23 protein-coding genes and 12 tRNA genes (1 of these 35 running past the window's edge) are annotated in these 24,128 nt (G+C 40.9%); 14 read left to right on the forward strand and 21 right to left on the reverse strand.

The window, feature by feature from the left end; translation table 11 throughout:
• Positions 1-1,248 carry the 3' portion of an alanine/glycine:cation symporter family protein gene (locus tag AC3KVK_RS09470; protein WP_490313755.1) on the forward strand. 165 nt of this gene lie to the left of the window's left edge, so 1,248 of the gene's 1,413 nt are visible here — the last part of the coding sequence; the start codon falls outside the window, past its left edge; the stop codon is at positions 1,246-1,248.
• 41 nt (positions 1,249-1,289) lie between these two features.
• Here AC3KVK_RS09470 and AC3KVK_RS09475 read toward each other — a convergent pair whose 3' ends face one another.
• From AC3KVK_RS09475 to AC3KVK_RS09555, 17 genes are all read right to left on the reverse strand, one after another.
• Entirely contained in the window at positions 1,290-1,817 is a 528-nt protein-coding gene (locus AC3KVK_RS09475; RefSeq protein WP_490313754.1) for a hypothetical protein, read from the reverse strand.
• Positions 1,818-1,904: 87 nt separating this feature from the next.
• Positions 1,905-1,991 (reverse strand) — tRNA-Leu (locus AC3KVK_RS09480).
• A gap of 30 nt (positions 1,992-2,021) precedes the next feature.
• Positions 2,022-2,095 (reverse strand) — tRNA-Cys (locus tag AC3KVK_RS09485).
• Positions 2,096-2,111: 16 nt separating this feature from the next.
• Positions 2,112-2,187: transfer RNA gene (locus tag AC3KVK_RS09490), tRNA-Gly, on the reverse strand.
• 35 nt (positions 2,188-2,222) lie between these two features.
• A tRNA-Leu gene (locus tag AC3KVK_RS09495) sits at positions 2,223-2,309 on the reverse strand.
• 38 nt (positions 2,310-2,347) lie between these two features.
• Positions 2,348-2,423 (reverse strand) — tRNA-Gly (locus AC3KVK_RS09500).
• 41 nt (positions 2,424-2,464) lie between these two features.
• Positions 2,465-2,551: transfer RNA gene (locus AC3KVK_RS09505), tRNA-Leu, on the reverse strand.
• A 40-nt stretch (positions 2,552-2,591) separates the two neighbouring features.
• Positions 2,592-2,667, reverse strand: a tRNA-Gly gene (locus tag AC3KVK_RS09510).
• 41 nt (positions 2,668-2,708) lie between these two features.
• Positions 2,709-2,795, reverse strand: a tRNA-Leu gene (locus AC3KVK_RS09515).
• A gap of 33 nt (positions 2,796-2,828) precedes the next feature.
• Positions 2,829-2,904: transfer RNA gene (locus tag AC3KVK_RS09520), tRNA-Gly, on the reverse strand.
• Positions 2,905-2,950: 46 nt separating this feature from the next.
• A tRNA-Leu gene (locus AC3KVK_RS09525) sits at positions 2,951-3,037 on the reverse strand.
• Between the two features lie 34 nt (positions 3,038-3,071).
• A tRNA-Cys gene (locus AC3KVK_RS09530) sits at positions 3,072-3,145 on the reverse strand.
• Between the two features lie 13 nt (positions 3,146-3,158).
• A tRNA-Gly gene (locus tag AC3KVK_RS09535) sits at positions 3,159-3,234 on the reverse strand.
• 173 nt (positions 3,235-3,407) lie between these two features.
• The gene (gene pgsA / locus AC3KVK_RS09540; RefSeq protein ID WP_490312329.1) at positions 3,408-3,959 is read right to left on the reverse strand and encodes a CDP-diacylglycerol--glycerol-3-phosphate 3-phosphatidyltransferase; all 552 of its coding nucleotides are present in this window, start codon (positions 3,957-3,959) and stop codon (positions 3,408-3,410) included.
• A 41-nt stretch (positions 3,960-4,000) separates the two neighbouring features.
• The gene (gene uvrC, locus AC3KVK_RS09545) at positions 4,001-5,827 is read right to left on the reverse strand and encodes an excinuclease ABC subunit UvrC (protein ID WP_490312328.1); all 1,827 of its coding nucleotides are present in this window, start codon (positions 5,825-5,827) and stop codon (positions 4,001-4,003) included.
• A gap of 8 nt (positions 5,828-5,835) precedes the next feature.
• Positions 5,836-6,483, reverse strand: coding sequence for a UvrY/SirA/GacA family response regulator transcription factor (gene uvrY, locus AC3KVK_RS09550; protein ID WP_490312333.1), 648 nt, complete (start codon positions 6,481-6,483; stop codon positions 5,836-5,838).
• 119 nt (positions 6,484-6,602) lie between these two features.
• The gene (locus AC3KVK_RS09555) at positions 6,603-7,748 is read right to left on the reverse strand and encodes a dicarboxylate/amino acid:cation symporter (RefSeq protein WP_490312327.1); all 1,146 of its coding nucleotides are present in this window, start codon (positions 7,746-7,748) and stop codon (positions 6,603-6,605) included.
• Between the two features lie 673 nt (positions 7,749-8,421).
• On the opposite strand from AC3KVK_RS09555, the gene AC3KVK_RS09560 reads away from it, so the two are divergent.
• Positions 8,422-9,306: a LysR family transcriptional regulator gene (locus tag AC3KVK_RS09560; RefSeq protein WP_490312326.1), complete on the forward strand. Its 885-nt coding sequence runs from the start codon at positions 8,422-8,424 to the stop codon at positions 9,304-9,306.
• 101 nt (positions 9,307-9,407) lie between these two features.
• On the opposite strand, the gene AC3KVK_RS09565 is transcribed toward AC3KVK_RS09560, so the two are convergent.
• Positions 9,408-10,163 (reverse strand): Nif3-like dinuclear metal center hexameric protein, encoded by a 756-nt coding sequence (locus AC3KVK_RS09565; protein WP_490312325.1) that lies wholly within the window; start codon positions 10,161-10,163, stop codon positions 9,408-9,410.
• Between the two features lie 155 nt (positions 10,164-10,318).
• On the opposite strand from AC3KVK_RS09565, the gene AC3KVK_RS09570 reads away from it, so the two are divergent.
• Entirely contained in the window at positions 10,319-10,666 is a 348-nt protein-coding gene (locus tag AC3KVK_RS09570; protein WP_490312324.1) for a hypothetical protein, read from the forward strand.
• A gap of 96 nt (positions 10,667-10,762) precedes the next feature.
• Here AC3KVK_RS09570 and AC3KVK_RS09575 read toward each other — a convergent pair whose 3' ends face one another.
• Positions 10,763-11,329, reverse strand: a complete 567-nt coding sequence (locus tag AC3KVK_RS09575; RefSeq protein ID WP_490312323.1) for a DUF4136 domain-containing protein — start codon at positions 11,327-11,329, stop codon at positions 10,763-10,765.
• A gap of 92 nt (positions 11,330-11,421) precedes the next feature.
• Entirely contained in the window at positions 11,422-11,844 is a 423-nt protein-coding gene (locus AC3KVK_RS09580) for a hypothetical protein (protein ID WP_490312322.1), read from the reverse strand.
• A gap of 319 nt (positions 11,845-12,163) precedes the next feature.
• Here AC3KVK_RS09580 and ccoN point away from each other — a divergent pair, with 319 nt between their 5' ends.
• The 11 genes from ccoN to ttcA all read left to right on the forward strand — a co-directional run bounded on the left by ccoN (position 12,164) and on the right by ttcA (position 22,012).
• Positions 12,164-13,597, forward strand: coding sequence for a cytochrome-c oxidase, cbb3-type subunit I (gene ccoN, locus AC3KVK_RS09585; protein ID WP_086743093.1), 1,434 nt, complete (start codon positions 12,164-12,166; stop codon positions 13,595-13,597).
• A gap of 10 nt (positions 13,598-13,607) precedes the next feature.
• Positions 13,608-14,228: a cytochrome-c oxidase, cbb3-type subunit II gene (ccoO, locus tag AC3KVK_RS09590; RefSeq protein ID WP_193330828.1), complete on the forward strand. Its 621-nt coding sequence runs from the start codon at positions 13,608-13,610 to the stop codon at positions 14,226-14,228.
• Positions 14,229-14,234: 6 nt separating this feature from the next.
• Positions 14,235-14,420 (forward strand): cbb3-type cytochrome oxidase subunit 3, encoded by a 186-nt coding sequence (locus AC3KVK_RS09595; protein ID WP_086743091.1) that lies wholly within the window; start codon positions 14,235-14,237, stop codon positions 14,418-14,420.
• Entirely contained in the window at positions 14,417-15,382 is a 966-nt protein-coding gene (ccoP, locus tag AC3KVK_RS09600) for a cytochrome-c oxidase, cbb3-type subunit III (protein WP_490312321.1), read from the forward strand. Before AC3KVK_RS09595 ends, ccoP begins: the two co-directional genes overlap by 4 nt.
• A gap of 93 nt (positions 15,383-15,475) precedes the next feature.
• Complete coding sequence (locus tag AC3KVK_RS09605; RefSeq protein ID WP_490312320.1) at positions 15,476-15,967, forward strand: FixH family protein; 492 nt, start codon at positions 15,476-15,478, stop codon at positions 15,965-15,967.
• A 3-nt stretch (positions 15,968-15,970) separates the two neighbouring features.
• Positions 15,971-18,376 carry a heavy metal translocating P-type ATPase gene (locus AC3KVK_RS09610; protein WP_490312319.1) on the forward strand — a complete coding sequence of 802 codons (2,406 nt, stop codon included), beginning with the start codon at positions 15,971-15,973 and terminating at the stop codon, positions 18,374-18,376.
• A complete protein-coding gene (gene ccoS, locus AC3KVK_RS09615; RefSeq protein ID WP_086743087.1) occupies positions 18,373-18,540 on the forward strand; it encodes a cbb3-type cytochrome oxidase assembly protein CcoS in 168 nt (55 codons plus the stop codon). The genes AC3KVK_RS09610 and ccoS overlap by 4 nt, the downstream gene beginning before the upstream one ends.
• Positions 18,533-19,207, forward strand: coding sequence for a sulfite exporter TauE/SafE family protein (locus AC3KVK_RS09620; RefSeq protein WP_490312318.1), 675 nt, complete (start codon positions 18,533-18,535; stop codon positions 19,205-19,207). Before ccoS ends, AC3KVK_RS09620 begins: the two co-directional genes overlap by 8 nt.
• Before the next feature lie 35 nt (positions 19,208-19,242).
• Positions 19,243-19,977, forward strand: a complete 735-nt coding sequence (locus AC3KVK_RS09625; protein ID WP_490312317.1) for an FNR family transcription factor — start codon at positions 19,243-19,245, stop codon at positions 19,975-19,977.
• A gap of 89 nt (positions 19,978-20,066) precedes the next feature.
• Positions 20,067-20,993, forward strand: coding sequence for a universal stress protein UspE (gene uspE / locus AC3KVK_RS09630; RefSeq protein ID WP_490312316.1), 927 nt, complete (start codon positions 20,067-20,069; stop codon positions 20,991-20,993).
• A 107-nt stretch (positions 20,994-21,100) separates the two neighbouring features.
• A complete protein-coding gene (gene ttcA, locus AC3KVK_RS09635) occupies positions 21,101-22,012 on the forward strand; it encodes a tRNA 2-thiocytidine(32) synthetase TtcA (protein WP_490312315.1) in 912 nt (303 codons plus the stop codon).
• A 61-nt stretch (positions 22,013-22,073) separates the two neighbouring features.
• On the opposite strand, the gene AC3KVK_RS09640 is transcribed toward ttcA, so the two are convergent.
• Positions 22,074-24,098, reverse strand: a complete 2,025-nt coding sequence (locus AC3KVK_RS09640; RefSeq protein WP_490312314.1) for a S9 family peptidase — start codon at positions 24,096-24,098, stop codon at positions 22,074-22,076.
• Positions 24,099-24,128 lie beyond the last annotated feature (30 nt).

Below are 24,128 nucleotides of genomic sequence, written 5' to 3' on the forward strand. Positions count from 1 at the left end.
GATGGGATCTCTTCTTTTCAAGCTTTTTGTACCTCATTAGCCGCTCGTGTTGGTACAGGCAATATGGCGGGTGTTGCTGTTGCTCTCTACCTTGGTGGCCCAGGTGCAATTTTTTGGATGTGGGTGATTGCCCTGATCGGTATGGCCACGAGTTTTGCAGAAAGTACCTTAGCGCAAGTTTATAAAACAAGGGATGGTGAGGGTAACTTTCGAGGGGGTCCTGCTTATTATATGGAAATTGGCTTAGGCAAGCGCTGGATGGGGATGCTCTTTTCTCTATGTCTAATCTTAGCATTTGGTTTAGTATTTAATGCTGTTCAATCAAATTCTATCGCTGCTGCATTTGAAGTTGCATTTGATTTACCGAAGCACTATGTCGGCATTGCTCTTGTTATTGGCACTGCTGTGATCATTTTTGGTGGGATCAAAACTATTTCTCGTTTTGCTGAAGCTGTCGTGCCTGCAATGGCCACTTTGTATTTACTGATCGCCCTCTTCATAGTTATCACAAATTACTCTACATTGCCTGATGTATTCATGCTGATCATTAATAGTGCATTTGGGCTAGAACAAGCCGGTGCAGGTGCGATCGGTTATGGGATTATGCAAGCGATGGTTCAGGGAATCAAACGCGGTTTATTTTCAAATGAAGCTGGTATGGGTAGCGCAGCCAATGCTGCTGCGACTGCTACGCCAAACCCTCCACACCCAGCCTCGCAAGGATTTGTGCAAATGCTGGGGGTATTTGTCGATACCATTGTAATTTGTACAGCAACTGCTGCAATAATTCTCATCTCTGGTCAATTGGAACCTAACTCAGGTTTAACAGGTATTGCACTGACTCAAGCTTCGCTAGTCTCCCAAGTGGGCCCTTGGGGCGCTTATTTTATTGCTATCGCGATTTTATTTTTTGCGTTCACTTCCATCGTTGCAAATTATTCATATGCTGAAACAAACCTGTTATTCCTCGAACACAACCACGCCAAAGGAATGATGATATTTAGAATATTAGTGCTCGCCATGGTGATGTTTGGCTCGGTGAGTGAATTAGGGCTAATCTGGACTCTTGCAGATATTTCGATGGGTTTGATGGCTATCGTTAATATTATTTCACTCTTTATGCTTTCAGGTATTGTTTTATGGCTAAGTCATGATTACTTAAGCCAACTAAAAGCGGGTAAGATACCGGCTTTTGATCGTAGTCAACACCCCACTCTTGATAAGCAAATCCCTAAAGACATTTGGTAAATAATTGACACCATAGTGCAGGCACTATGGTGTCAAACGCTCTAGTCATCGACATTTAGTTTGATAATTGTTTCCTTTAAATCTGAAACGATATTATTACTGTTAAAGATTATTAGCTGCTTCACATCAGAGAATATAGAGCTATCATCATGCTTCGAGCTCATCACTACAGCTTTCGATTCCACATCGATCAGCTGCGCTGTTAGCTGAACAGTCGCATAAAACTCTTTTCTAGTCGCTTCAACCCCTTCTGCAGAACTTAAGATAACTCCTTGGGCATTCAACGCTTTGGCTAACTGAAAGATCGCTTTAGTTCGGTTTTGCTTGAAAGCCTCAACTAAATTATATTCAGTCAGAAGAAAAGGCAACATCACAGGAGTTATTACTTCAATGTTGGTAGCGGTAGCCAGTTCATGCTCAAGGACTTCACCTAAAACAAGGCTATATGAACCTGAAGTAGGCGCTAGAATCACTTTACTCCATTTTTTACCAAGATAACGATCATTAAAATTGATTTGAGTACAACCGACAAAAAACACGCAAAGAAATAACGTTAAGAAGTATTTCATTTTTTCCATAGCCAAAAATTATAATAACATTAATGTTAATATAATTGTAACTTAATGAAAAGTCATGATTTAAATGTTATTTTGATTTGGTGCCCGGGGCCGGACTTGAACCGGCACGACTTGTTAGTCGAGGGATTTTAAATCCCTTGTGTCTACCGATTTCACCACCCGGGCATCGGGTTGCTTTCGCAGAGTGAAAATAAATGGAGGCGGAACCCGGAGTCGAACCGAGGTGGACGGATTTGCAATCCGCTGCATGGCCACTCTGCCATTCCGCCGAATTTATTTTTAATTTGGAGCGGCACACGAGGCTCGAACTCGTGACCTCAACCTTGGCAAGGTTGCGCTCTACCAACTGAGCTAGTGCCGCATAAAAATTCGGTATGTTGATAATTAAATTTTATATGGTGCCCGGGGCCGGACTTGAACCGGCACGACTTGTTAGTCGAGGGATTTTAAATCCCTTGTGTCTACCGATTTCACCACCCGGGCATCGGGTTGTGCTTTCGCACTGTGATTAAAAATTAATATGGAGCGGCACACGAGGCTCGAACTCGTGACCTCAACCTTGGCAAGGTTGCGCTCTACCAACTGAGCTAGTGCCGCATCATATTAATTCTTCGGTATAAATTAGCTTTATTCACAAATGGTGCCCGGGGCCGGACTTGAACCGGCACGACTTGTTAGTCGAGGGATTTTAAATCCCTTGTGTCTACCGATTTCACCACCCGGGCATCGGGTTGTGCTTTCGCACTGTGTGATTAAAAATTAATATGGAGCGGCACACGAGGCTCGAACTCGTGACCTCAACCTTGGCAAGGTTGCGCTCTACCAACTGAGCTAGTGCCGCATCATATTAATTCTTCGGTATAAATTAGCTTTATTCACATATGGTGCCCGGGGCCGGACTTGAACCGGCACGACTTGTTAGTCGAGGGATTTTAAATCCCTTGTGTCTACCGATTTCACCACCCGGGCATCGGGTTGCTTTCGCGAATGTGATTAAATTATTGGAGCGGCACACGAGGCTCGAACTCGTGACCTCAACCTTGGCAAGGTTGCGCTCTACCAACTGAGCTAGTGCCGCAAAATAATTTCGGTATTGCTAAATTGTCATTTCACTCAAAAAGAGATGGTGCCCGGGGCCGGACTTGAACCGGCACGACTTGTTAGTCGAGGGATTTTAAATCCCTTGTGTCTACCGATTTCACCACCCGGGCATCGGGTCACTTTCGTGATGTGAAATCTAATAAATGGAGGCGGAACCCGGAGTCGAACCGAGGTGGACGGATTTGCAATCCGCTGCATGGCCACTCTGCCATTCCGCCATATTTATTTAATTGGAGCGGCACACGAGGCTCGAACTCGTGACCTCAACCTTGGCAAGGTTGCGCTCTACCAACTGAGCTAGTGCCGCTTCATAAAAGCTTTTAGTTTGGTGTCCTAGGTGCTTACCCCTAAATTTGTTGTTGGGCTAGTGCCTTTCAACGAGGACGAATTCTACAGAGATTATCTTTATCGTCAATACAAAAAATGTCACTTTTGAACTGTTTGCTTATTTTTTATCTAAAGCGCTGTTTAATTGAACGTTTAAATGCTGCTTTTTCGTAATTCAGACCATGCCGCAACTAGATATTGCACCATAGACCAAAAGGTTAGCAAAGTTGCAATGTAAAATAATGCAAAACTCAACTGTGTCATCCAAGGTTCAAATTGCCAAATCAAGCCTATAATCGCCAACATTTGAGCAGCCGTTTTAACTTTACCCAATTGTGATACAGCGACATTACCTCGTTTACCCTGCTCTGCCATCCATTCACGTAATGCTGAAATCACAATTTCACGACTAATTATAATCATCGCAGGTATGGTTATATAAAGGCTTTGATAATGCTCGACGAGAATCACCAATGCGACACTGACCATTACTTTATCAGCAACAGGATCGAGAAATGCGCCGAAGGGAGTGGATTGTTTTAGCTTTCTCGCTAAATAACCATCTAAAATATCAGTGACTGATGCTAACCAAAAAACAAAGGCCGCAGCAAAAAACGCCCATGAATAAGGTAAATAGAAAATCACCATAAAAACGGGGATTAATGCAAGTCTAAAGGCTGTAAGGGTATTTGGAATATTCCACATAACTACTAGGGGGTATCTTTTTAGTTATCTTGCATGAAGCGTTAGCTTTTGTCATGCAAATGATTAAATATCTTTTCAGCCAACTCAACGCTGACTCCGGGTACTTTTTCTAATTGGCTGGCACTGGCATCAAGGACGCCTTGCATACCACCCAAGTATTTTAACATGGCTTGCCGTCTTTTTTGTCCTACTCCTGGTATTTCTTCTAAAATAGATTGAGTACGCTGTTTTTGGCGTTTATTGCGATGACCAGCAATGGCAAATCGGTGTGACTCATCTCGTATATGTTGTATCAAATGCAAGGCTATTGAATCTGTGCTGAGGTTAATTGTTTTGCGCCCTGCGTCCACTAATAACGTTTCTAGCCCAGCTTTTCGACTCACTCCCTTAGCTACGCCAACCAATAAAGGGAGCTTGTCTAATGACCAATTCGCAAAAAACTGTTCTGCTTGGGAAAGCTGTCCTTTTCCGCCATCTATAAAAATCACATCTGGCACTTTTTCAATGTCGGTCATTTTGCCATAGCGTTTTTTAAGTGCAAATGCCATTGCCGCGTAATCATCACCTCCGGTGATCCCCTCGACATTAAAACGACGGTATTCTTTTTTGTTCGGTCCTTGACTATCAAAAACGACACACGAAGCCACTGTGTTTTCACCCATTGTATGGCTAATATCAAAACACTCCATACGCTGAATATCATCTAAATTCAGTGCATGCTTTAAGGCAGCAAAACGTTTATTAATTGAATCTTGCGCACTTTGCTTAGTGATTATACTATTTAAGGCGTTTTTATTGGCTAACTCTAAATACTGGGCCCGCTCACCTCGCTGTACAATTTTAAGTGCAACCTTTTTCTCTGCTATTTGAGTTAATGCTTCGCTGAGCACCGTCACTTCATCACATGCAAAGGGTAATACTAACTCTTTAGGGATCCGACTAGTACGGCCCACTGATAAATAATATTGCGCTAAAAATGAGGATAATATTTCTGTCCGCTCTGAGTCTTTGGGAATTTTTGGATAAAACGTATTACTGCCTAATATTTTATGATCACGGATCATTAACAAATGAATCGCAGTGAGGCCATTCAATGATTCGAAACCAATCACATCCATCTCTGCCAAATTTCCGCTGACCGATTGCTGCTCTTGCATCTTACGCAGTAACAATATTTGGTCTCGTATTTTTGCAGCCATTTCAAAGTTTAACTCAGCGCTAGCCACTTCCATTTTCTCAACTAAAGCTGCAATTACTTGGGATGATTTACCGCTTAAAAACAATTTTACATAATTTACTTCTTGTTGGTATTCATCTGCAGAGATTTTATCTACACATGGGGCTGAACAGCGTTTTAGTTGATATTGTAAGCAAGGGCGAGAACGAGCTCTGTAATAGGCATCTTCACATTGACGAACAGGAAAAATCTTTTGCATTAACCGTAAACTTTCAGACACGGCCCCGGAACTTGGAAACGGCCCGAAGTATTCACCTTTTTGCTTACGTGCACCACGATGAAATGCAATTCGTGGATGTTTATGATCAGTCACTAAGATATATGGGTAAGATTTATCATCACGTAATAAGATGTTGTAGCGCGGCATATATTGCTTGATCAAGTTATTTTCAAGCAACAACGCTTCAGTCTCAGTGTTCGTTAACGTAATTTCGATATTGGCAATATTTTTAACTAACGCACGGGTTTTGCTTTCTGGAATATTCGCCCGAAAATAGCTACTCACACGTTTTTTTAAATTCTTTGCTTTGCCTACATAAATAACTTGTTGGTCACTATCGAGCATACGATATACACCGGGTTCACTCGATAACGTTTTTAAAAATTCTGCAGGGGTAAATTCGCTAGACAAAAGGTAAACTATTCGGTATCGATTTCAATCATTTTATGACGGATAGCTAAATGTGTGAGTTCGACATCACCGCCAATCCCAAGCTTTTCAAACATCCGGTAACGGTAGCTATTGACTGTTTTAGAACTCAAGTTTAACTGATCGGCGATATTCTGCACCTTTTCACCTCGTGTGATCATCAGCATTATTTGCAGTTCACGATCAGATAAGCTTTTAAATGGGTTTTCATCACTACGACCACTAAATTGCGCCAAGGCTATCTGCTGAGCGATTTCGGGGGCAATATAACGCTGACCAGAATTAACTGCTCGGATCGCATTGACCATTTCATCGTGTCCACCCGTTTTGGTTAAATAGCCATGTGCACCTATTTGCATCACTTTGCTTGGGAATGGATCTTCACAATGTACCGTTAGCACGATGACTTTGACATCGGGGCAATAACGACAGATTTTCTTCGTTGCCTCAAGTCCACCCATGCCAGGCATATTCATATCCATCAACACAATATCTGGATGATTCTGACGACAAAATGTAACCGCTTCTTCTCCGGTTTTGGCTTCGCCTACCACTTTAAAACCACGAATGTCATCTAATATACGTTTTATACCAGTTCTTACCAGCTCATGGTCATCAACTAAAAGTACATTAATCAAAGCAGGTTCCTCATTTACAAATGCCGTCATTAAAAGATCACGATTAAGCCACGATCAAGATACCATAATTAGCTACAAACGCTATCACTATAAACAATTAAATCGATGAGATTAACTGCCTATTTTGATTGTGAAAATTTATCAACCCACAATGCGATAATCCCATCACCCGTTACGTTGCAGGCCGTGCCAAAACTGTCTTGTGCCAGATAAAGCGCTATCATTAATGCGATAGCTGCTTCGTCAAAGCCTAACATGGTTGTCAATAACCCCAAAGCTGACATCACGGCACCACCTGGCGCACCTGGCGCCGCTATCATTACAATACCCAGCATAAATATAAAAGGTAACATTCCTGCTAAGGTTGGTAAGGCTAAATCGGGAGACAAAAACATCACTGCTGTTGCACAAGTCACGATTGTAATCGTCGAACCTGATAAATGTATCGTTGCACACAAAGGAACACAAAAATTGGCTATCGGCTCTTTTACTAGATTCTTTTTACTCGATTGTAAAGATACAGGGATAGTTGCCGCACTCGACATCGTCCCTAAAGCGGTAAAATACGCTGGAAGCATATTCTTAATAAGTTCTATTGGACTGCGTTTTAGAGCAATCCCTGTTGCAAGATATAGTAAAGTTAGCCATAACCAGTGCATGGTCAATGCCATCATAAGCACTAAAGCGAAGGTCTTTAACGTATCAAATACGGTACCTGCCACAGTCATTTCAGCAAACACACCGGCTATGTAAAAAGGTAAAGCCGGAATAATCACTTTTGACAATAAGGTATCTATAACATCACGCCCTTGATCAGATAGTAGTTTTAACTCTGTCAGGCCCCGATTACTTATAGCAATACCAAATACGAAGGCCATTACTAAAGCTGTCATTACCCCCATCAAAGGTGGTATTTCTAACGTAATTAATGCCTGTACTTCTGATGCTGTTTGACTATCAAAGCTTAATTCGCCGCCTAAAGTTGGAATGAGCATACTCGAAATTAAGTAAGCCAACGTCCCCCCGATTATGGTCGAACCATAAGCAAAACCGACTGTTTTACCTAACAGAGAGCCTGAGTTTTGCGGTAAGCTTGCAATTCCTGATGTAATGAAAAACAAAATAATCAGTGGAATTGTAAAACCTATTAACTCACCAATCAGTACTTTGGCAGTATAAATAATCTCAACGACTAATGTTGGGGCGTACATACCAATCAAGAAGCCAGCGATAATACCCAGCACCAGTTTTACGATTAAGTTCATTGTCATTCCCGTATTCGAATCAAGGTTTGTTAATTTCAATGCATCCTTTTATCACTATTTAACGAGTTATAAACAAAAAAAAGTCGAATAACAGGTTAAGTGCTTTGTTTTTAAACAAAGCTGCGGTGTCAACACTTACGCTCGACATTTAAACAAGCCATGAAACGAGATAAAGTGACGTGCTAATACAGACATCTGACAACTCCATAATTAAATATGCCAATTCGATGAGGAAGAGATATTATTTTGCATTTTTCTCTCACATACAGCGGCTATCCACTCTCATCAATTATTAAAAATAAAAGCCATTTTTATGGCTTTACCACTCAGACATAGAAAACTAAACATTATTATCCCTGCTTTATTTAGCTGAGCATGTCATCAGCACTTGTATCAGCGATACCTATTTGAGTGAATAAAATGAATAGTGACGGGATTGATACAAAAACGGTTGAGAATGAAGTTAATTCACATTAATCAATCTAAACTGAAAAACAAAAACGCTGCAAAGTGAAAAATAACTATGACAACGCTGTCTTTTGTTGCATTATTGTTTATATGGAGACATAAAAACACAATTAATAGCCATCTAGATGTTGAAGCATCTAAAAACTAGCAGTATGATACGGTTTACATTATGGTCTCTCACACCCAAACATGAGAAATATTAAAGATGATTGACATTAAACACTTAAAAACCATAGCCACTCTGAAAGAGACCGGTTCTTTAGTAAATACAGCTCGTGAGTTATTCTTAACTCAATCAGCATTGTCACATCAGATTAAAGATTTAGAGAATAAGTTAGATTGCCAACTATTTGAACGTAAAACACATCCTGTACGTTTTACTCCCCAAGGCATGCTGTTGCTCGAGCTAGCTTATGATGTTTTACCTAAGGTTGAAGCAACTAAATGTCGATTAAAAGAAAGTCTAAATCAACCAATTTCACAACTGCGTTTAAGTGTAGAATGTCATGCCTGTTTTCATTGGTTACTTCCTACAATAAAAGAATTCAATAACTTCTGGCCTGATATAAAAGTCGATTATGAACGTGGCTTTAGCTACGATGCTATTCCAGATTTATTGAGCGATGAGTTAGATCTTGTCTTAACATCAGATACACGAGAACCCGATAAACTCGAATACGCCCATCTCTTTGATTTTAAGTTAAAATTAATTGTGTCACCGGACCATCCTCTGGCAAAAAAAGCGTATGTCACTGCACTTGATCTAAAGGATGAAACCATAATTTCATACCCTATACCGAAAGAGCGTCAGGACATCTTTAAGCATTTTATTCAAAATGCTCGCTACGATGGCAATTTAAAAACAGTCGACCAAGGATTACTGATCTTCCAACTCGTCAGTGCAGGAATGGGTGTCGCGGCATTACCTGACTGGCTAGTTACCCCTTACGAAAGCCAAGGGCTAATAAAATCAATCCCATTGGGTGCTCTGGGTTTAACACGGCCCATGTATTTAGCAATGAAAAAAAATATGAAAGACAATCCAGTTTATAGGCATTTCCTAAACACCTGCAAACAAAACAGGCGCTAACAAGCATAATCCATTAACGAAGTGTCAGATTTAAAGCAACATTGAGGTGGACTAGCTGAAGCTAGCACCTCAGTTTATATGGTTTAAAAAAAGAAAAATAATCACACAGGATTATCAATATCTATAAATTGCACATCGAGTCCATATTTTGTGGCCAAATACTCTCCTAATGCTTTAATGCCATAGCGCTCAGTTGCATGATGTCCTGCAGCAAAAAAATCGATGTTTTGTTCCACAGAGCTATGTATCGTTTGCTCTGAGGCTTCGCCAGTTAAAAAAGCGTCAATTCCCTGCTCCGCAGCTAAATCTATATAATTCTGGCCACCGCCAGTACACCACGCAATCGTTTCAATGGGCTTGTTTCGCACGTTTGAAACAAGCGGTTCACGATTTAAAACCTGTGATATTTTTTTTGAAAACTCATCTGCTGACATCGGTGCACGCAGCCGCCCTTTAACAGCAACACTGGGTGATGGACCTGCTTCAAGTCCTGCTTCACACTCAATATCAAGTAACTGAGCCAATTGCGCGTTGTTTCCAAGTTCACGGTGAACATCGAGCGGTAAGTGAAAAGCAAATAAGTTAATATCATTTTTAATCAGCGCAGCGATACGACGTTTTTTCATGCCCGTAATCGGATACGCCTCATTTTTCCAAAAGTAGCCGTGGTGTACAAGAATTGCATCCGCCTTCAACTCAATAGCTGTATCTATCAATGCTTGGCACGCTGTAACCCCCGTCACAATTTTTGTTATGTGCTCCTTTCCCTCTACTTGCAACCCATTAGGGCAAAAATCTCGGATTTGACTCGGTTTTAACACATCATCTAATACCGATATTAATTCACTTCTATGCATATCACTCTCGTCAAATAAATGGTTCAAAACAGCACAATTGTTAGGAAAAAAGCGCCGATAATAAAGAAAAAATCGCAAAAAATTGAAAATTAATGCAAAAATGGGTATAACTAATTTATTCAATACAATCCTCGTATCTAAAAATAGGATATACGATGAGCACTCTTGATAAAACAGAAGTTTTAGCATCTTTCGAAGCCGCTTATGAAGCTGCCAATGGTAAAAAGCCTGACATTACAGCTAAAGCCGGCTGGTATAGCGTTGATGGTGGCAAAAATATGCGTTTAGCTGATCTGAATGATTTAATCGCGACATTCGGCTCTGAGCCGGCCCCTAAAGCGAAAAAAACAACAAAAGAAAAAGATGCGTCACCGGTTGTAAAACCAATGGCTGACTTTACACTTACTCGAAGCAATGACGAAGGCTACACAGCTGAAGAACTGTGGATTGTGACGTTAGCAGAAAAAGATCACGATTGCCGTTTGCCACGTGGAGTGGTGTAAACTGCTAAGCTGTCCATTGATTAAAAAACCTCGTTAACAATAACGAGGTTTTTTTTGTTCATTCGTTAGAAATAATGTTATTTCTAACGAATTTACTTAAAGATTTACCAGAGTCTGGTCAACGACAGTGTTGATTAACAAATCTAAGTTTTCAGTATTACTTTTAGTAATCTTTTGTGTCGCCCAACCATGCCATGCTGGTTGCTTCGTTTTTACATCATACACATCAATAGCCAGTTTACCTTCGGTATAATTACGAACGGTCGTTTCTGTTCCCATACCGATGCTGCCATAACTTCCGTAATAAGGGCTCCCCCAACCAAAACCGCCTCTATACGTCACAGGATAAGAGTCAACCTTAACTTTATCACGGCTTCCCACTGTATAAGAAATGGTTAAATCAGCGTCTTCAGGGTTTGCGACGAGCGTATAACCCTTTGCTTGCATGTTACGCTCTATGGCATTATCGATTCGTACTTTAATAATGGGGTTAAAATCTGCTGGAGCTTCTAAAACATGCGTATTTTTCAACCAAGCAAACGTTTTTGCATTTGAAATATCAACATTTGGGTTTTTATCAAAATTAACACGTGGGCCTGAAGCTGCACATGCAGTTAGCAACATGACAACTGCACTCATAATGACTATTTGTAAACGTTTCATTTTTTCTTCCTTAATGGGGTAAAAATATCTCAAAAGATTAATCACATTGAGATGAACCCATTATTAACGAATAAAATTTAAAGCGCGAGCAATTATTGATTTCGTACCCCAATAAAGTACAAGATTTCTATTACCTGCGCCTTTGATGGTTCTGTTTGGTTTTGTAATAAGATACTAAGCTGCCACATCATATCAGGAGAAGAACATGCACCAACCATAGCTTGCGCATGCCATTGAGGACCGTTTTGTTCAAAAAAAACTGGGATCATCCCCATGTACATATCGACGCCTGTCATTTTGGCGCTTTTTACATGCCAGTTTTCAGGAAGCGTTAATGAGATGTCAAACGGTGTTTCGGGCTGGACATCTTGATTGTCTAGCGAGAGCGCAATTCCACCACTATAGTTACATAATTGATTCGGCCGGCAAGTTGCAGATTGATCTAAATTAATAGGGCTCGGTTCACAGCCTAGGAGTAGAATACTACTCAGAAAATAGAATAAAACACGTACCATGTTCGGTTGACCTTAGTTGAATAACGCGAGGGAGTATAAAGGGAGTGCTTCAAAACATCTAACATTGGTGAAAAATAAAGCGACTAGGCACTAAAAATTTGATTGAAGTCATAAATTTGCCCAATTGCGCTATCTTTTTTTTACTAAAAATTTTATCATTTCCCCGCAAAAATAAGGGTTTCTCGAGTTTATTTTCTGGAATGTTCAAAGGGTTTTGAACGTTTTAGATAACAAACTTGTTGAAAATAAGCAGGCCCCATTCGTAATTGAATGGGAAATTCATTTCTTAATGCAAGTAAATTGCAGCGGAAGCCGGAAAATGAGCCAAACAGTAGCATCACAAACTGAGTACAACTATAACGTTGTGCGCCAATTCACTATTATGACAGTGATTTGGGGTATCGTTGGTATGGCTGTTGGGGTTCTGATTGCTGCCCAGTTAGTCTGGCCAGCACTGAACTTTGATACACCATGGTTAACATACTCTCGACTGCGTCCGTTACACACGAACGCTGTTATATTCGCATTTGGTACGAGTGCACTATTCGCCACGTCTTACTACGTGGTTCAGCGTACATGTCAAACGCGTCTTTTTTCTGACAAATTAGCCGCTTTCACCTTCTGGGGTTGGCAGCTTGTGATCGTTCTAGCCGCGATTACTCTACCGCTCGGTTATACCAGCGGTAAAGAATACGCTGAACTAGAGTGGCCAATTGATTTATTAATCACCGTCGTTTGGGTTTCATACGCCATTGTCTTCTTTGGTACACTAATCAAACGTAAAGTCTCACATATTTATGTGGCGAACTGGTTTTACGGTGGTTTCATTATTACTGTTGCTGTACTTCACATCGTGAATAGCATGGCAGTGCCTGTATCTATGACTAAATCATATTCGATTTATGCAGGTGCAGTCGATGCAATGGTGCAATGGTGGTATGGTCACAACGCAGTAGGCTTCTTATTAACGGCTGGTTTCTTAGGTATGATGTATTACTTCGTACCAAAGCAAGCAGGTCGCCCAGTTTACTCATACCGTTTATCAGTTGTTCATTTCTGGGCGCTAATTTCACTTTATATTTGGGCTGGTCCTCATCATTTACATTACACTGCTTTACCAGACTGGACTCAGTCATTAGGCATGGTTATGTCAGTCATACTATTCGTACCATCTTGGGGTGGAATGATAAACGGTATCATGACGTTATCAGGTGCATGGCACAAGTTACGTAATGACCCTGTTCTTCGCTTCTTAGTGGTTTCATTGTCTTTCTATGGCATGTCGACCTTTGAAGGCCCGATGATGGCGATAAAATCAGTTAATGCATTATCTCATTACACTGACTGGACTGTCGGTCACGTACATTCAGGTGCTTTAGGTTGGGTTGCCATGGTATCTATTGGTGCGGTTTATCACTTAATCCCTAATTTATTCGCCCAATCGCGTATGTACAGTGTCAAACTTGTTAATACACACTTCTGGTTACACACTGTTGGGGTTGTTTTATACATCGTTGCAATGTGGATTTCAGGTGTTATGCAAGGACTAATGTGGCGTGCTGTAAATTCAGACGGTACATTAATGTACAGTTTCGTTCAGTCGTTAGAAGCGTCTAAACCTTTCTACTTCATGCGATTTGTAGGTGGCGTTTTCATCGTTGCCGGTATGTTAATTATGCTTTACAACACGTATCGCACAGTGACAGCCAAAAAAGGTTCACTTCAAGCTGACGCTGAAGTACAACCAGCATAAGGGGTTAGAAATGAGCGAAAATAATTCACAAAACAAACATGAGATTGTCGAAAAGAACGTTGGCTTGATGGCTATTTTAGTCGTCTTTGCTATCAGTTTCGGCGCATTAGTAGAAATCACACCTCTTATGTTCCAAGACGACACGACAAAACCTGTTGACGGCTTACGCCCACTCACAGCGCTTGAAATGGAAGGTCGTGACATTTACGTCCGTGAAGGGTGTTATAACTGTCACTCGCAAATGATCCGCCCTTTCCGTGATGAAGTGGAGCGTTATGGTCACTATTCAGTGGCTGGTGAAAGTGTTTGGGATCATCCATTCCAATGGGGTTCTAAGCGCACAGGTCCTGACTTAGCTCGCGTGGGTGAGCGTTACTCAGATGACTGGCATTATGCTCATTTAATGGATCCACGTTCAGTGGTTCCTGAGTCAAACATGCCAGCTTACCCTTGGTTAGATAAAAATGTACTGGATGGCCAATTAATTGCCAAGAAACTAGAAGTGTTTCAAGGCTTTGGTGTGCCATATACCGATGAGGATATCGCCGGTGCAGAAGCTGCAGTAAAAGGCAAGACAGAAATGCAAGCCCTTATTGCTTATCTTCAGCAACTTGGTACTCACTTGAAGTAATTAATTATGGATTACGGAACATTCAGAGGTATTTTCACTCTGGTTTTATTGGTACTTTTTATTGTGATTGTGTTGTGGGCATACAGCAAACGAAGCAAACGTCGCTTTGATGATGCTGCAAATGCTATTTTTGAAGATGAAAAAGTGCATCACAACACTCTTGGTGATCAGGAAAAGGAGTCTGAGAAATGACTAGCTTTTGGAGTATATGGGTCATCGTACTGACCTTAGCATGTCTCGCTATCTGCCTAGGCCTATTAGTTTGGAACTTGAAAAACTATGCCGGTGTAGAAGAAGGTGAGTCTTGTGGTCATGAATTCGATGGCATAGAAGAATTAAACAACCCCTTACCGAAGTGGTGGACATATATGTTCTTCGCAACGTTTGTGTGGTCTGTTTATTATCTTGCAGCTTACCCAGGTCTGGGTAACTGGGAAGGTTTAGCTAAGTGGACAAGCTCAAATCAAGGTGTTAAATCTTTGGCTGAATCTAAACAAGCTTCGCTTGATGCTCAAGCAGCAGGTGAGACAGTTCAATTAGACGCAGAGATCCAACGCGCAGAAGAACGTTTTGGTCCCTTGTTTGAATCATTTGCCAAGCGTGACATCTTAGATCTTGCGCAAGATGAGCAAGCACTCGAAATCGGCCAGCGATTATTTTCGCAAAACTGTGCTCAGTGTCATGGTTCAGATGCACGTGGTGGAGTTGGCTTTCCAAACCTAACGGATCAAGATTGGTTGTACGGTGGTTCACCAGACCAAATCAAAGCAACGTTATTACATGGTCGTGTTGCTGCAATGCCAGGCTGGAAAGACGCGCTTGGTGAGCAAGGTATCAAAGAAATGACTGCTTATGTGTTGAGTCTCTCAGGACGTAAGGTCAATCAAAAAGATGCTGAAGCAGGTCAAGCGAAATTTGCGATGTGTGCAGCGTGTCATGGAATGGATGGTAAAGGCTCTGTAGCCCATAATCTACCATTTGGTGCGCCAAACCTAACTGACAACATCTGGTTATATGGTGGTTCTCAACGAGCTGTTGAAGAGTCATTAAATAATGGCCGTGCGGGTGTGATGCCTGCGTGGAAAGAGATTTTAGGTGAAGATAAAGTACATATTCTCACCGCCTACGTCTATAGTTTGTCCTTGGACAAATAATTGTGAAAAAGCCTCCGCCTTGGAGGCTTTTTTTTAGGTTTTTATTTCAAATTCCAGTAAAATACCCTCACTTACATTCAGATAGAAACTATTATGCAAACTCTTCCTTGGTATAAACAATTTTGGCCGTGGTTTATTCTTTCTATTCCTGCGATCACTGTCGTTACGTGTATCTTTTTTATTGTCTATTCCGTGCAAAAAGGCCCTGATATGGTGGTTGATGATTATTATAAAAAAGGCAAATCTATCAATCTTGAGTTAAGTAAGTTTCAAAAAGCAAAAGCCCTGTTTCTTCATGGTGATTTGCACATAGATAACGATCGGGTCAGTTTTACATTCACTAAAGGAGATGCCAGTAAAGTAACGGCTTTAAAGCTAGCTTTCTACCACCCCACTCTCAAAGTGAATGATTTCGAAATGACCTTAACTAAAAATAGCCATGGCGCATTCACTGGCTTTTCTGACCATATTACACAAGAGCGCTACACTGTTTTTATTGAGCCGATGGATCAAAGCTGGAAAATGAAGGAAAACATCATCCTACCCGCTACAGAAGCGATTAAAATTTTTCCGGAATACAAATAAATCATGAGCAAAACCTGTTTTCACTGTCTTGAACCCATTCCTCTTGGATTCACTCAACATATTGAATTTAATCACCAACCACAACCTGTTTGCTGTTTAGGTTGCCAGGCCGTGGCCGAAGCCATCATTCAAGGTGGAATGACCGACTATTATAAGTTCAGGACAGAAGCCGCAGGGAAAGTTAAAGAGCTGATCCCCGAACAGCTCGCAATGTTTAAAAGTTATGACGATGAAGACATACAAGCAGATTTTATTACCAGCCAAGATGAACAAGCTGAATTATTGCTCAGTATAGAGGGGATCAGTTGTGCTGCCTGTGCTTGGTTAATTGAAAAGCAATTATTAGGCTTAGCCGGAATTATCCGTGTTGATGTCAACACATCGACTCATCGTGCCCTTATTCATTGGCATCGCCCAAGTATTAAACTCAGTCAAATTATCGAATCTTTAGCCAAAATTGGCTATCAAGCCTACCCGTTCCAAGCCGATGAAGAAGAACAGCAAAAAAAACAAGTGGCTAAATCTTACATCCGCCGCTTAGGTGTTGCTGGTTTAATGACCATGCAAGTGATGATGTTCGCATTTGCTATGTATTTTGGTATGTTTTCAGGCATGGATGAAGACTTTGAACTGTATTTCCGCTGGATCAGCTTCAGTCTTGCCACCCCGGTTATTTTATATTCCGCCATGCCATTTTTAGTCAATGCCATTCGAGGTTTAAAAGCCAAACAACTCAACATGGATTTACCCGTTTCTCTGGCTATTTTTGGCGCTTATGCAGCCAGTAGTTGGGCCACATTTTTTGAAACAGGTGAAGTTTATTTTGAATCTATTTGTATGTTTTCCTTTTTACTTTTATTAGGTAAATATCTAGAATTTAGAGCGCGATTAAAAGCGACCGAATTTACGGCAAACTTACAAAAATTACTGCCCTTAACAGCTCGTTTGGCCAATAATGATGGTGAGGAAAAAGTCATCGCAGCCAAGCGCCTAAAGCTCAATGATTTAATCCTGATCAAACCCGGAGAAACGATCCCAGCCGATGGCATTGTAACCAAAGGTCGCACCACTGTTGATGAGTCGATGATGACGGGTGAACATCAAGCGGTGAGCAAAAAGCAACGCGATCAAGTCTTTGCCGGAACCATCAATCATGATGGTGTCATCACAGTACAAATCAATCAAGTCGGTCAGAATACGCTACTTAATCAAATTGTAACCTTGCAGCACCAAGCATTAGCCAGCCGCCCTAGAATCGCTGAAGTCACTGATAAAGTGGCGCAGTGGTTTGTCGCTATTTTACTTATTTTTGCTTCAATAACGGCCGCAGTGTGGTACCAAATCGATTCAAGTCATGCCTTTTGGATTACGATTGCGGTGTTAGTCGCAACTTGCCCATGTGCTTTAAGTTTATCGGTCCCCACCGGCCTCACTTGCTCGGTGGCTAACTTAACACAAAAAGGTGTATTAATTAAAAAAGCGCATGTGCTCGAAACATTAACTAAGATTGATACTATCGCCTTTGACAAAACGGGGACACTAACCGAAGGTCGATTTACTATCTTGAATCACCGTTTCTACCCTGAGCATTTACCACAGCAATTTAATGAATCACATTTACTGGCATTAGCGCATGTTTTAGAGCTTCATTCAGAGCATCCGATAGCAAAAGCATTTACACAGCCTAGCACTGAAAAACACATTGCAATTAACCCAGCTGACATCGATCATGTCGAAATCCACACAGGACTGGGCATTTCAGCAGAGTATCTCGGTATTCAGATTGCCATAGGGCAAAATGGTTGGTTTGATACAGTCAACACGTCATGTCAGGTGGTATTATATATCGACAAAAAGGCTGTTGCCTCTTTTGAGCTCAGTGATAAAGTCAGAGATCACGCTGAACAGTTACTTCGGTATTGTGACGAACAGCACATCCAGAGTCACATTCTAACCGGTGATTCATCTGAAGCGGGTTCCAAATTAGCCGACACGCTGGCGATAAAATATGTGAAAATTGGCTGTACACCCAGTGATAAACAGCACTATGTTGAAACTTTACGCAGTAAAGGTCACATTGTTGCCATGGTAGGTGATGGAGTCAACGACAGCCCAGTGTTTAATAGCGCCCATTTATCGATTGCGATGGCCAGTGGTGCGGATATTTCTAAAAATACCGCAGATGTTGTATTACTAAACTCTGATTTAGATGCTTTGCAACAACTTCATCAGATTAGTCTAAAGACCAGACGTATCATCAAGCAAAACTTAGCACTGTCATTGTGTTATAACGGCTCTATTCTACCGCTCGCGGCAATGGGTCTTGTTCCGCCTTGGGCTGCGGCCATTGGCATGTCGGCCAGCTCGATCATTGTGATCACTAACTCATTAAGGCTACTAAAAATATGAGTATCATTTATATCTTAATTCCTATCGCTATTTTATTGGTGATCATTGCTTTAGGGATTTTCTTTTGGGCTGTTCGCAGTGAGCAATTCTCTAATTTAGATAAACAAGCTCACAGTATTTTATTTGAAGACGATAAAGAGCAGCACAACAAAAGTAATGATTGACTCTTTTTATCTCACTGCATTTATGATGGGCTTACTTGGTAGCGGCCATTGTGTTGCGATGTGTGGAGGTGTTGCTTCTTCCTTGCAATTAGCCGTAAAAGATCCTAAACAAGCAAAAATATTTACAGTATTTTATAATCTAGGCCGCTTAGTAAGCTACAGCCTGGCCGGTGCATTAGTAGCTGGTGTCGGTAGTTATTTTGCCAGCCAATCTTTACTTCTGTCACAAATTCTTAGTTATCTAAGCGCCTTGTTTATGGTACTGGTTGGTTTATACGTTATGAGGTTAGCGGCAACACTCAATTGGCTCGAGTCACTCGGCAAATTCGCTGTATGGCAACACCTTGTAAAATTTAATCGACACCTAATGCCCCTTGACTCAAAAACAAAAGCATTAGCCTATGGCGCCTTGTGGGGCTGGTTACCTTGTGGCTTGGTGTACTCTGCATTAACGTGGTCTATCTCAGCTTCCTCAGCGCTAGAGGGGGCTTTATTTATGGCGTTATTTGGCTTAGGTACGGCCCCAGCTATGGTATCTTTAGGTTGGACAGCGCACACTGCTGCAAAATGGCTCAACAAACCGATTTTTCGGCTAATCATGGGCAATTTCTTAGTATTTTATGGTTTCTACCTTTTTACTATTGCGGTGCTCAAAGCGGTGCATTAAGCTAGGCAACATTCCCAGTTGTGTATGGATGATCAATGGAATTCAAGAACAAACTCGCGTCAAAATCACAGTGCACGATCAGCTGTAATAACTGTAGCATCAGTCAGTTATGTATCCCATTTACATTAAACAATGATGAAATGGACAAGCTAGATGAAATCATCGAACGTAAAAAACCGCTCCATAAAGGTGACTTTTTATTTGAATCATCACAGCCTTTAAAAGCTATCTATGCCGTCCGTTCGGGGTCATTTAAATCATATACCTTGTCAGAACAAGGTGAAGAGCAAATTACAGGTTTTCACCTTGCCGGTGATATCGTCGGATTTGATGCCATAAACAAAATGCAACATCAAAGTTATGCTCAAGCCATGGAAACAGCGATGGTATGTGAAATCCCTTATACAACGCTTGATGAACTCAGCGGAAAATTACCGAAACTGCGCCAACAAGTGATGCGAATGATGAGTAGTGAAATTAACTACGATCAAGAAATGCTGCTTTTACTGAATAAAAAAACAGCAGAAGAACGATTGGCTGCTTTTTTGGCTAACCTCTCACGCAGGTTTGGTGAGCGCGGTTTTTCTAAAAAAGAGTTTCGCTTAACTATGACTCGTGGTGAAATCGGCAATTATTTAGGCCTCACAGTAGAAACCATTAGTCGCTTATTAAGCCGTTTTCAAAAAGCTGAAGTGATTAAAGTTGAAGGTAAATTCATCACAATCATTAATGCTGAGGAATTAGATAAGATTGCTGCAATTAAACCTTGATCTGACACAAACAAACCCGAGATTTATCTGCTAAACGTCCCATTATCACTTACACTTAATTTAACCTAATTAAGTGTAAGGCTATTGAAATGAATTCAATTAAAAAAATTCTCGCCGTCATTGATCCAAGCAAAGAACAACAAAAAGGATTATTGCGGTCGTTTGAATTAGCAAAAAAATCAGGCGCATCTATTACTGCATTTCTTTCCATTTATGATTTTTCATATGAAATGACGACGATGCTGTCCCATGATGAACGCGATGCAATGCGAGAAGCCGTGATTCTATCAAAGCAGCAATGGATAGAGAGCTTAATCGATCCCTACCAAACGGAACTTACAATCAATTGTGAAGTTATTTGGCATAACCGGCCTTTTGAAGCAATTATCGCCCATGTGATTGATAATGATTATGATCTTGTAGTCAAAGGCACTCATCAGCACGATACGCTAAAATCAGTGATTTTTACGCCCACAGACTGGCATTTAATACGTAAGTGCCCCACACCTGTACTACTCGTTAAAGAACATGCTTGGCCGGAAAATGGCCACGTCTTAGCTGCTGTCCATGCTTCGTGTGAAGATAAACAACATCAAGATCTCAATCATCGCATCATTAAAGATGCGCAATTTGTCGCACAATTAGCAAAAGCAGACGTTCATATCGTTAATTCATACCCCGGCACACCAATAAATATTGCCATTGAAATCCCTGAGTTCAATGCTTCTGAATTCAATGAATCCGTCAAGGCTCATCACCAAACATGTACACAAGCGATCGCTACTCAGTACGATATTGACTTCAAACGATGTCATGTAAAAGAAGGGCTGCCAGAAGATATAATTCCGATGATTGCCAACAAAATAGATGCTGAATTAGTGGTGATTGGTACTGTTGGTCGAACAGGTTTTAGTGCTGCTTTAATTGGTAATACCGCCGAACATGTTATCGATAGTTTAAACTGTGATGTGCTTGCACTTAAACCTGAAGGTTACATCAGTCCCTTGCAAAAATAGCAGTACCGTTACAATAAAAAGTGATATTGATTGATATCACTTTTTAACTGCGCAAAATCCTCCTATAATACGCCCCTTAATTTTGAAGTACGGATCAAGGGGCATCAATGTCACATTCACTCACAGCAAAAGCGAAATATAACTTTAACAAGTTACAAAAACGTTTACGCCGTTATACCGGTCAAGCGATTGCAGATTTCAATATGATTGAAGAAGGCGATCGGATTATGGTCTGTATGTCAGGAGGGAAAGACAGTTACACTATGCTTGATATTTTACAAAATCTTCAACGATCTGCCCCTATCAATTTCGAACTTGTAGCCGTCAACCTAGATCAAAAACAACCCGGCTTCCCAGAGCATATTTTACCCGAGTATTTTCAATCATTAGGTATTGAATACAAAATAGTTGAAGAGGACACTTATAAAATAGTGACCGATATAATCCCCGAAGGCAAAACCACCTGCTCACTTTGCTCTCGCTTACGCAGAGGTATTTTATATCGCACAGCCACTGAAATAGGTGCAACTAAAATCGCATTGGGTCATCACAGAGACGACATGGTAGAAACCTTATTTCTAAATATGTTTTATGGTGGAAAACTCAAAAGCATGCCGGCAAAATTAGCATCAGATGATGGCCAACATATGGTTATCCGCCCACTTGCTTATTGTAAAGAAGCCGATATTGCCGCGTATGCAGAGCAAAAAGAGTTTCCGATAATTCCATGTAATTTATGTGGCTCACAAGAGAATTTACAGCGTAAAAATATTAAACTGATGCTACAAGAGTGGGACAAAACTCATCCAGGGCGTATTGAAACTATTTTTACAGCAATACAAAATGTTACGCCTTCACATTTAGCAGACCCTACTTTGTTTGATTTTGCGAATTTACAAAAATCAGATGTACCTCTTGGTGAAGGTGATATTGCTTTAGATAAACCAGATGTTCCGGCTATTCCTGTCGGATTCGAACACACTGAAGCAACTGATGCCATTGCGATTGAACTGAACTAATAAACAGTCGCAAAAATAAAAAACCCGAGACAACTGCATCGGGTTTTTTAATGGCGTTTGATTATTGTTGAGTGTGTTTTTTCATCCAATTAAATACTTCATCATACCAATGTATCAGGTTGTCTTGATTCAAGATCCAATGATTTTCATCAGGGTAAACCACTAACCGAGAGTCAATCCCTTTACGCTGTAATGTCGTAAACGCACCTAATCCTTGCGCATACGGGACACGATAATCTTTTAGGCCATGGATTACTAGCATAGGTGTTTTCCATTTTTCGACATAGTTTGCAGGATTGAATTTTTTATAATCCCCCTCTTTTTGCCAAAATTCGCCACCCATTTCATGCTCAGCAAACCAGAGCTCTTCTGTGGTTTGGTGAAAACTCTCCATATCGAACAAACCAGCATGGTTTACTAAACAATTGAAACCATCGGTCCAATTCCCTGCAATCCAGTTCATCATATAACCACCGTAAGATGCCCCTAACGCACACGCATTCTTTGCATCTAACCAAGGCTCTTGTTTTGTAATATATGCCATGCCTTTTTTCAGATCTTCTAACGGCTTTCCACCCCAATCACGTGAAATCGAATTTGTAAATTCTTGGCCATAACCGATAGAACCGTGAAAATCTATCATGACAACGCCATAGCCTTGCGCAGCCCACAATTGGGCATTCCAACGATAGTGGAACATATTGCCAAATGAACCTTGTGGGCCACCATGGACTAAAAAAGCAATCGGGTATTTTTGTCCTTCTTGGTAATTCCAAGGTTTGACTAAATAACCATACACTGCTTCTTTGTTCCAACCTGGAAAGCTAAATTGTGATGACTCGCCAAACTGAACCGCTGCTAGATTCGCTTGATTTACATTGGTTAGCTGAACAAGTTCAGAGCCATCAATATTAATTTGAAAAAGGTCTTTCGGAGAGTTTAAGGTGTGACGGCTAAAAATAATTTTATTATCAGCCAATTGCACATCACCGGCGATGCCGTCTGAATAGACCTTTCTTACATCACCAAAATGTGTACTAATTTCGTAGATACTCTTTTGTCCAATATCTTGTGTCGTGACATAAACGGCACGATTATTTGGGGAAAAGGTATAACTCGAAATGCTTCTATCCCAAAGTGGTGCCACTTCATCTAACTTACCAGTTTTTAGATCTTTGATCATTAAACCAAACCGATCGGCTTCAAAACCTGGTTTTTTCATCGCTAGATAGGCCATAAAACGGCCATCAGAAGAAAACTGAGGCTGTGAGTCCCACGCTAAATTATCTTTGGTTAAGTTCTCAATGTCGCCCCCTTGAACAGGTACTTTGAATAAATCAAAGTTTGTTGTCCAAGCTTGATCACGACTGGGGGCTTTCGCTGAAAATACAACATGGCTGCTGTCTGGTGTAAACGTCACTTCCTCCATACCTGAAAAAGGTTTAGCCGGAATGTCGGTATCCCATCCTGCTGTAATATTTTTCGCGTCTGCAATTGGCTGCTCAGTAAGATCAGCAACAAAAAGATGGCTACGCAGCCTATCCGACCAAGTATCCCAATGACGCATTAATAACTGGTCGTATACCATCGCATGGTGTTTTTCGTTATTAAATTCAGCCGTCTTTTTTACTGTACAAGCTATCGTGTCACAACTTGGCACCACTTCAAGCGCAAGTGCGAGTTTTTTGTTGTCAGGTGACAGTGTAAAGCCGTTCACAGAAAGAGCTAAGTCTGTTACTTGTACAGCCTCTCCGCCCGATAAATTTAATGACCAAACTTGAGACTTACCAGAACGATTCGCTAAAAAGAAAATGCTTTTTGCGTCATTGCTCCAAGTGACTGAGTGCTCTGAACTGGGGTGGCTAGTTAACTTAAGATCAGCAGTATTATTGTTTAGCGATTTTAAATATAAATCACTGCCTTTTGGCGTTTTAAGTGAGTAGATAACTTGATCACCTGCTGGCGACAAAGCTATATTGCCAATTTTATTAAATGCATTCAATTTTTCTACGGTCAGTGGCTCAGCCGCTTGCACGTGAGAAGCTAAACTTGCCAGCATAGCAAGACTTAGTGCGCTTTTTATCATCTTACACCTTGTTATTATTAATAATAAAAA

The organism is Pseudoalteromonas sp. J2K-J979 (assembly GCF_058169715.2).